We start from the raw sequence: 7,403 nt of genomic DNA on the forward strand, positions 1-7,403 counted from the left end.
CGAACATGACCGAGCGCGGACGATTCATCACCCTGGAAGGCGGCGAGGGGGTGGGCAAGTCCACCAACCTCGCCCTGGTGGTCGAGCACCTGCGGGCCTGCGGGCACGAGGTGGTGGCGACTCGCGAGCCCGGCGGCACCCCCCGGGCGGAAGACATTCGCCGGCTGCTGCTGGATCCCGTCGAGGAGGAGCCCCTCGACCCGGATGCCGAGCTGCTGCTGGTCTTCGCCGCCCGCGCCCAGCACCTGGCGCGGGTGGTCAAGCCGGCCCTCGCGCGCGGTGCCTGGGTGGTCTGCGACCGCTTCACCGACGCCACCTACGCCTATCAGGGCGGCGGGCGCGGCATCGACACCGCGCGCATCGCCGAGCTCGAGGCCTTCGTGCAGCGCGGCCTCGAGCCCGACCTCACGCTGCTGCTGGACATGTCCATGGACGCCGCCCAGCGGCGCCTGGACAGTCGCCTCGAGGGGCAGGGCGAGGCGCGCGACCGCTTCGAGCGCGAGCGCGGCGACTTCTTCGAGGCGGTGCGTCGCGCCTATCTCGCGCGCGCCGAGGCCGCCCCCGAGCGGGTGGCGGTGATCGATGCCGGGGCCGGGCTCGACGAGGTCAAGGCCGAGCTGCTGGCCCGCCTGGACGCGCGGATGGACGCATGGCGATGAGCCCCGTCGAGGTGCCGCGCCCGCTGCCCTGGCTGATGCCGCGCTGGCGCGAGCTCGTCCAGTTGGCCGATACCGGGCGGCTGCCCCACGCCCTGCTGATCTCGGGCGGTCACGGCATCGGCAAACACTCGCTGGCCGAGGCGCTGGTGGCCCGTACCCTCTGCGCCTCGCCCGGCGAGACCGCCTGCGGCCGCTGCCATGCCTGCCACATGCTGGCCTCGGGCTACCATCCGGACCTGCTGCGGGTGGCGCCGGAGGAGGGCAAGCGGCTGATCCGCATCGGCCCGGTGCGCGAGGTCAACGCCTTCGTCGCCCAGACCGCCCAGCAGGGCGGCTATCGGGTGATCACCATCGCCCCGGCCGAGGCGATGAACGTGGCGGCCTCCAACGCGCTGCTCAAGAGCCTCGAGGAGCCGGGCGGTCGCACCCTCTTCGTGCTGCTCTCCGACATCCCCTCACGACTGCTGCCGACCATCCGCTCGCGCTGCCAGCATTGGAGCCTGCCCGTGCCGGCCGAGGCCGACTGTCGGTCCTGGCTGACCGAGCAGCTGGGGGGCGAGGAGGAGGCCCACTTCTGGTTTCGCGCCGCGGGGGGGTTGCCGCTGCGCGCCCTGGAGCTCGCCGAGCCCACCGCCCGGGCGCTGCGCCAGCAGCTGGTCGAGACCTTCGAGGCGCTGATGCGCGGCGGCGAGCCGGTGGCCGAGGCAGCCCGGCTGGATCGCCAGTCCATCGATGCCATCCTGTGGTACGGTATCATCTGGCTCGAGGACCTGATCCGCCTGGGGCTCTCGGGCGATACTGCCGAGCTGCGCAACCCCGACCTGCTGGTGCTCTACCGCCAGGCGGTCAAGAATGCCCGGGTACGCGACTGGTTCCGCCTGCTGGACTATGCTCGCGAGCAGCGACGCCTGCTGGCCGAGGGCGGTAACCCCAACCCCCAGCTGACCCTCGAGGCCTGGCTGGTGCGCTGGTCCACGCTGTTGCGTTCCTGAGACGCCGCGGCGCCCTTGACCCGCTGACGCTTCGTAAAGGGAGATACCATGGCCGCACAGAAGGCGCTTTCGCTGACCATCCAGGATGTCCCGACCCTGCTCTCGGCCTACATGCCGGTGCTCGAGCGCGGCGGCATCTTCGTGCCCACTCGCGAGCGCTATGCGCTGGGCCAGGAGGTCTTCCTGCTGCTCATGCTGCCCGGCGACGAGGAGCGCGTGCCGGTCACCGGTCAGGTAGTGTGGGTCTCGCCCGAGGGCGTGGCCGGCCGCCGGGTCCCCGGCATCGGTATCCACTTCAGCCCCGACGACCAGGCCGTGCGCGACCGCATCGAGACCCTGCTGGCCGGCCAGCTAGACAAGGGCGCCCCGACCTACACGCTCTGACGGACCGCTCCGGTTCGCTACCTGAACTCACCTGTCATTTCGGAAGTCCCCTGCATGTTCGTCGACTCCCACTGCCACCTCGATCGCCTCGATCCCGCCAGCCACGATGGCGACCTCGCCGCCGCCCTCGAGGCCGCCCGTGCCCGTAACGTGCGCCAGTTCCTGGCCATCGCCGTGACCCTGGAGGACGTGCCGACCCTGGCCGAGATCAGTCGCGCCCATGACGATGTGGTGATCTCGGCCGGCATTCACCCCCTGCAGTCGCTCGAGGCGGAGCCCGATGTAGCAGCGATCATCGAGGCGGCCGAGCGCTTCGGCGCCGTGGCCATCGGCGAGTGCGGGCTGGACTACCACTATCTCGACAAGTCGCCCGACTCGGTGCCCTCCCGGGAGGTGCAGCTCGAGCGCTTCCGTCGCCAGCTGATCGCCGCTCGCGAGCTCGAGCTGCCGGTGATCATCCATACCCGCGAGGCCCGCGAGGACACCCTGGCACTGATCCGGGAGCACGTTGACCCGGCGGTGGGCGGGGTACTGCACTGCTTCACCGAAGACCTCGACATGGCCCGGGAGGCGGTGCGCCACGGCTTCTACATCTCGCTGTCCGGCATCGTCACCTTCCGCAACGCCGAGTCGCTGCGCGAGGTGGCGCGGAGGGTGCCGCTGGATCGGCTGCTGATCGAGACCGACAGCCCCTACCTGGCCCCGGTGCCGCATCGCGGCAAACCCAACGAGCCGGCCTGGGTGGTCGAGGTCGCCGAGTGCATCGCCGAGGCACGAGGCATCAGCATCGAGGAGCTCGCCGCCCAGACTACCGCCAACTTCTACCACCTGTTCCGCGCGGCGGCCCCCGAGGCCCCGGCGAGCGTCCGCGACGCCCTGTCCCGCGCCGGACTGGTCTAGGTAACCGACAGAGGCCGTATCCATGACCCTCGACCCCCTGCTGGCTCAGATCGAGCCCCACGGCGAGATTCCCCCCGTGGATCGCTGGCACCCCGCGCAGCGCGGCGAGATGGACCTCACCATCGCCGCCGACGGACGCTGGCTCCACGAGGGCACGGCCATCGCGCGGCCGCGCCTGGTGCGTCTGCTGTCGACCATCCTGCGCCGCGAGGCCGATGGCGACTACTGGCTGGTGACCCCGGCCGAGATGCAGCGCATCCGCGTCGAGGATCGCCCCTTCCTGATCGTCGATGCCGAGCTCGAGGCGGGCGACTGGTGGCTCACCACCAACGTCGGCGACCGCGTTTGCCTCGACGCGGCGTGCCGCCTGACCCTCAGCGAGACGCCGGCCGGCGAGACGATCCCCGAGGTGCCAATCCGCTTCGGCCTCGCCGCCCGCCTGGGGCGCAACGTCTACTACCGGCTGGTGGAGCAGGCCGAGACGCGAGAGGTCGGCGGGGGCGCCCTCGAACTGGGCCTGACCAACGGCGGAGTATGGCAGCCGTTAGGTCGGCTCGAGGCGGGCGAGCGCCGGGACGGCGACGGCCCATGAGCGAGAGTGCCGCCTCGCACCCATCGCTGACCGCCGAGCAGCGGGCGGTGGTGTCCCATGAGCGGGGGCACGCCCGGGTCGCGGCCGTGGCCGGGGCCGGCAAGACCACCACCATGGTGGCCCGGGTGCTGCACCTGCTGGCGCGCGATGTGCCCCCGGGGAGGATCCTGGTACTGATGTTCAACCGCTCGGCCCGGGAGGACTTTCAGGCGCGGCTCGCGGCCATGGCACCGGCCGGGCAGGCGCTGCCCGATGTGCGTACCTTCCATTCGCTGGGGCATCGGCTCTCCGCCAGCCTGACCCGCTGGGGCGTGCTGGCCCCGCGCCAGCTGCTTACCGCCGACTGGCAGCTCGAGCGGCTGCTGCGTCAGGCGACCCTGGCGGCGCTCGCCGAGGAGCCCGAGGCGCGGGAGGCGGCGTTGGACGCCGAGCGTCTCGAGGCATTGGCGCACTTCTGCGGACTGGTGAAGGCCGAGATGGCCTCGCCCGCCGAGCTGCACGCTCGGCTCGACTTCGGCGAGGAGACCGGGCATTTCGTGGCCGCCTTCGAGCATGCCGAGCGGCTGCTGGCCGAGCAGGGGCTGATGACCTTCGCCGACCTGCTCTATCGGCCGCTGCTGGCGCTGGAGGAGGACGCCGCGCTGCGCCGCCGGGTCCAGGGCTTTCTCGATCACGTGGTCATCGACGAGTACCAGGACATCAATACCGCCCAGCAGCGGCTGCTGGCGCTGCTCGCCGGCCGCGAGGCCGAGGTGATGGCGGTGGGCGATGCCAACCAGTGCATCTACGAGTGGCGCGGCGCCCATCCCGACACCATGCTGGAGAACTTCACCGCGACCTTCGGTGCGGCGCGCGACTACCCGCTCTCCATCACCTTCCGCCACGGCCACGCCCTGGCGCTGGCCGCCAACCACGCCATCGCCGCCAACCGCCGGCGCCCCGACCAGCTCTGCCTGGCCGCCCCCGACAATCCCCGCACCGAGCTCGCGGTGGGGCAGGGCGGCCGGGCGCTGCTCGACGAGCTCGGCGCCTGGCAGCGCCAGGGACGGGCTCTCGACGAGGCCTGCCTGCTGGTGCGCAGCTGGGCGCTCTCGGTGCCGCTGCAACTGGCGCTGCTGCGCGAGGGCATCCCGTTCCGGCTGACTCGGGAGGATCGCTTCGTCTTCCGCCTGCCGCTGGTGGAGGCCCTGGCCGGCTACCTGAAGCTGGCGCTGGAGCCCCGGCTGCTCCAGGATCCTGGGCACCTTTCGCGACTGCTGGCCCAGCCCACTTCTTTCGTCGCCCGGGAGCGGATCGCCGCCCTGGCCACCCGGCTGGCCGAGAGCCAGCGCTGGCCGGAGCGTCACGATCCCCTGCTGGAGGGGCTCAAGCCCCACCAGCGGCGCACCCTGAAGCGGCGCTGGTCGCTGCTCTGTGAACTGCCGCGGCGCTCGGCTTGGCCGCCGGCCCGACTGCTGGAGCACGTGCTCGAGGCGGTGGAGGCCGAGAAGGTCCTGAAGCGCGCGGCCGCGCGGCGCGACAAGGGCGAGGAGGATGTGCGCCTGCTCGACGTGCTGGTCGAGCAGGCCCGCGAGCTCGGCAACGACACCGCCGCCTTCATCGAACTGCTGTGCCGCCCGGTCGAGAATCGCCAGGACGGGGTGCTGATCACCACCGTGCACGGGGCCAAGGGCCTCGAGTGGCCGCTGGTGCTGCTGGCCGGCACCAACGAGGAGGACTTTCCCCACTACACCCGCGACAACCCGCTGACCCCGGCGCGGCTGGAGGAGGAGCGGCGACTCTTCTACGTGGCCATCACCCGGGCCCGGGAGCGCCTGATGCTACTCCACGACGGTGGCGAGCACCGCCCCAGCCGCTTCATCGGCGAATCCGCTTGGCAGGATGGCCAGCGGGTCGCCCGGCGGCTGGCCGAGGAAGGGGAGGACGTCGCCAACGAGACTGCCGGCCCGGGAGCCCCGCTGGAGGTGGCCGACTCCGCGCTGGTCGGCCGCTACCTGGCGGCGCTGGGCCAGTCACTGCCGTTGGCCAGGGCGCGGCCCGCCTCGCCCGAGCCGGGGCGCGTCGCTCCGGGCCACTTCCGGGTCGGCCAGGCCCTGCGCCATGCGGTCTTCGGCGAGGGCCACATCGACGTGGTGGAGGGCGATCCCGACAACCCGGTGATCGAGGTACGCTTCCGCACGGCCGGCCGACGCCGCCTGATCGCCTGCCGGGCCCCCATCGAACTGCTGAACGGAGTCGACGCATGACCGAACCGCTGATCTCGGCCACCACCCTGGCTGATGCCCTCGAGGGCTCACATCCGCTCCGCCTGCTGGACTGCCGCGCCCGCCTGGGCGTGCCCGATGCCGGTCGCCGGCTGTGGGTCGAGGCGCATCTGCCGGGCAGCGTGCATGTCGATCTCGATCGCGACCTGGCCGGTGTGCCGGGGGCGGGCGGCCGGCATCCGTTGCCCGACCCCGAGGCCTTCACCGAGGTGCTACAGCGCCTGGGCATCACGCCGGATCAGCCGGTGGTGGTCTATGACGACATGGGCGGACAGCTGGCGGCGGCGCGGGCCTGGTGGATGCTCGCCTGCTGGGCGGGGCATCCTGACGTGCGCCTGCTCGACGGCGGGGTTAAGGCCTGGTTGGCGGCGGGGGGCGAGCTTGTGGAGAATGGCGACCCGGACGCCGCGTCGGCGCCGTCGGGCTGGCAGCCGGCGTATCGTGACGCGGCCCTCGTCGCGGTCGATGAGGTTGCCGCCGCCAGCTCGCTGAAGGTCGACGCCCGCAGCCGCGAGCGCTTTCGTGGTGAGGCCGAGCCCGTGGACCCGGTGGCCGGCCACATTCCCGGCGCGGTGTGCCGCCCCAGCGCCGACAACCTCGATCCGGGCGGCCACTTCAAGCGCGCCGAGGTGCTGGCCCGCGAGCTGCCCGAGGCCGACTCCTTGATCGCCTACTGTGGCTCGGGGGTCACCGCCTGCCATAATGTGCTGGCCTACGCCGTGGCCGAGCGAACGCTGCCGAGGCTCTACGTCGGCTCCTGGAGCGAGTGGATCTCGGATCCCGCCCGGCCCATCGCCACCGGCGACTGAGCCCGGGCTGCGCCCGGGAGCTGTAAGCCATAAGCTGGAAGCTGGAAGAAAAACGCCCCCATGGCAAGGCAATGGGGGCGATCGTCATTATGCTGCTATCCAGCTTCCAGCTTCCAGCTTCCAGCTTCCAGCTTCCAGCTTCCAGCTTACATATTCGGGTAGTTCGGCCCGCCGCCGCCCTCCGGCGCCACCCAGGTGATGTTCTGCGCCGGGTCCTTGATGTCGCAGGTCTTGCAGTGGATGCAGTTCTGGAAGTTGATCTGGAACTTCGGCTGGCCGGCGTCGTCCTCGACCACCTCGTAGACGCCCACCGGGCAGTAGCGCTGCGCCGGCTCGGCGTAGGTGGGCAGGTTGTCGCGGATCGGCAGCTCGGGATCGGCCAGCTTCAGGTGGCAGGGCTGGTCCTCCTCGTGGTTGGTGTTCGACAGGAACACCGAGGAGGGCTTGTCGAAGGAGAGCTTGCCGTCGGGCTTCGGGTAGTCGATCTTCTCGCACTCGGCCGCCGGCTTCAGGGTGGCGTGGTCCGGCGTGGTGTCGTGCAGGGTCGGCAGCTTGCCGCCAACGAGCTGATCGAGGAAGTTGTAGGCGCCGCCGCCGACGGTGCCGTACTTGTGGATCGCCGGCCCGAAGCTGCGGCTCTCGTCGAGCTCCCGATAGGCCCAGCTCGCCTCCCACTTCTCGGTGAAGGCGGTGAGCTCGCGTCCGCCCTCGTCGCCCTGATGCAGGGCCTCGAAGACCGCCTCGGCCGCCACCAGCCCGGATTTCATGGCGGTGTGCAGGCCCTTGATCTTGGCGAAGTTCAG

8 protein-coding genes are annotated in these 7,403 nt (G+C 71.4%); 7 read left to right on the top strand and 1 reads right to left on the bottom strand.

Features of this window, described 5'->3' with window-relative positions; all coding sequences use genetic code 11:
• The first annotated feature begins 5 nt into the window (after positions 1-5).
• The 7 genes from tmk to FEI13_RS11060 are packed head-to-tail and all read left to right on the top strand — an operon-like array spanning position 6 to position 6,600.
• A complete protein-coding gene (gene tmk / locus FEI13_RS11030; protein WP_138181589.1) occupies positions 6-659 on the top strand; it encodes a dTMP kinase in 654 nt (217 codons plus the stop codon).
• Complete coding sequence (locus tag FEI13_RS11035) at positions 656-1,651, top strand: DNA polymerase III subunit delta' (RefSeq protein ID WP_420841590.1); 996 nt, start codon at positions 656-658, stop codon at positions 1,649-1,651. Before tmk ends, FEI13_RS11035 begins: the two co-directional genes overlap by 4 nt.
• A gap of 48 nt (positions 1,652-1,699) precedes the next feature.
• Positions 1,700-2,035 carry a PilZ domain-containing protein gene (locus FEI13_RS11040; protein ID WP_108446859.1) on the top strand — a complete coding sequence of 112 codons (336 nt, stop codon included), beginning with the start codon at positions 1,700-1,702 and terminating at the stop codon, positions 2,033-2,035.
• Between the two features lie 54 nt (positions 2,036-2,089).
• Positions 2,090-2,935, top strand: a complete 846-nt coding sequence (locus FEI13_RS11045) for a TatD family hydrolase (RefSeq protein ID WP_138181591.1) — start codon at positions 2,090-2,092, stop codon at positions 2,933-2,935.
• Between the two features lie 22 nt (positions 2,936-2,957).
• Positions 2,958-3,527, top strand: a complete 570-nt coding sequence (locus FEI13_RS11050) for a DUF1285 domain-containing protein (RefSeq protein ID WP_138181592.1) — start codon at positions 2,958-2,960, stop codon at positions 3,525-3,527.
• Positions 3,524-5,773, top strand: a complete 2,250-nt coding sequence (locus FEI13_RS11055; RefSeq protein ID WP_138181593.1) for an ATP-dependent helicase — start codon at positions 3,524-3,526, stop codon at positions 5,771-5,773. Before FEI13_RS11050 ends, FEI13_RS11055 begins: the two co-directional genes overlap by 4 nt.
• A complete protein-coding gene (locus FEI13_RS11060) occupies positions 5,770-6,600 on the top strand; it encodes a sulfurtransferase (protein ID WP_138181594.1) in 831 nt (276 codons plus the stop codon). The genes FEI13_RS11055 and FEI13_RS11060 overlap by 4 nt, the downstream gene beginning before the upstream one ends.
• 146 nt (positions 6,601-6,746) lie before the next feature.
• On the opposite strand, the gene FEI13_RS11065 is transcribed toward FEI13_RS11060, so the two are convergent.
• On the bottom strand, positions 6,747-7,403 hold a 657-nt coding region (locus FEI13_RS11065; protein ID WP_193555732.1), incomplete at its 5' end, for an electron transfer flavoprotein-ubiquinone oxidoreductase.

The organism is Halomonas urmiana, assembly GCF_005780185.1.
Lineage (GTDB): Bacteria > Pseudomonadota > Gammaproteobacteria > Pseudomonadales > Halomonadaceae > Halomonas > Halomonas urmiana.

Coding starts and splice junctions, on each gene's coding strand:
- tmk (WP_138181589.1), top strand. CDS start 6: ATGACCGAGCGCGGACGATTCATCACCCTGGAAGGCGGCGAGGGGGTG.
- FEI13_RS11035 (WP_420841590.1), top strand. CDS start 656: ATGAGCCCCGTCGAGGTGCCGCGCCCGCTGCCCTGGCTGATGCCGCGC.
- FEI13_RS11040 (WP_108446859.1), top strand. CDS start 1,700: ATGGCCGCACAGAAGGCGCTTTCGCTGACCATCCAGGATGTCCCGACC.
- FEI13_RS11045 (WP_138181591.1), top strand. CDS start 2,090: ATGTTCGTCGACTCCCACTGCCACCTCGATCGCCTCGATCCCGCCAGC.
- FEI13_RS11050 (WP_138181592.1), top strand. CDS start 2,958: ATGACCCTCGACCCCCTGCTGGCTCAGATCGAGCCCCACGGCGAGATT.
- FEI13_RS11055 (WP_138181593.1), top strand. CDS start 3,524: ATGAGCGAGAGTGCCGCCTCGCACCCATCGCTGACCGCCGAGCAGCGG.
- FEI13_RS11060 (WP_138181594.1), top strand. CDS start 5,770: ATGACCGAACCGCTGATCTCGGCCACCACCCTGGCTGATGCCCTCGAG.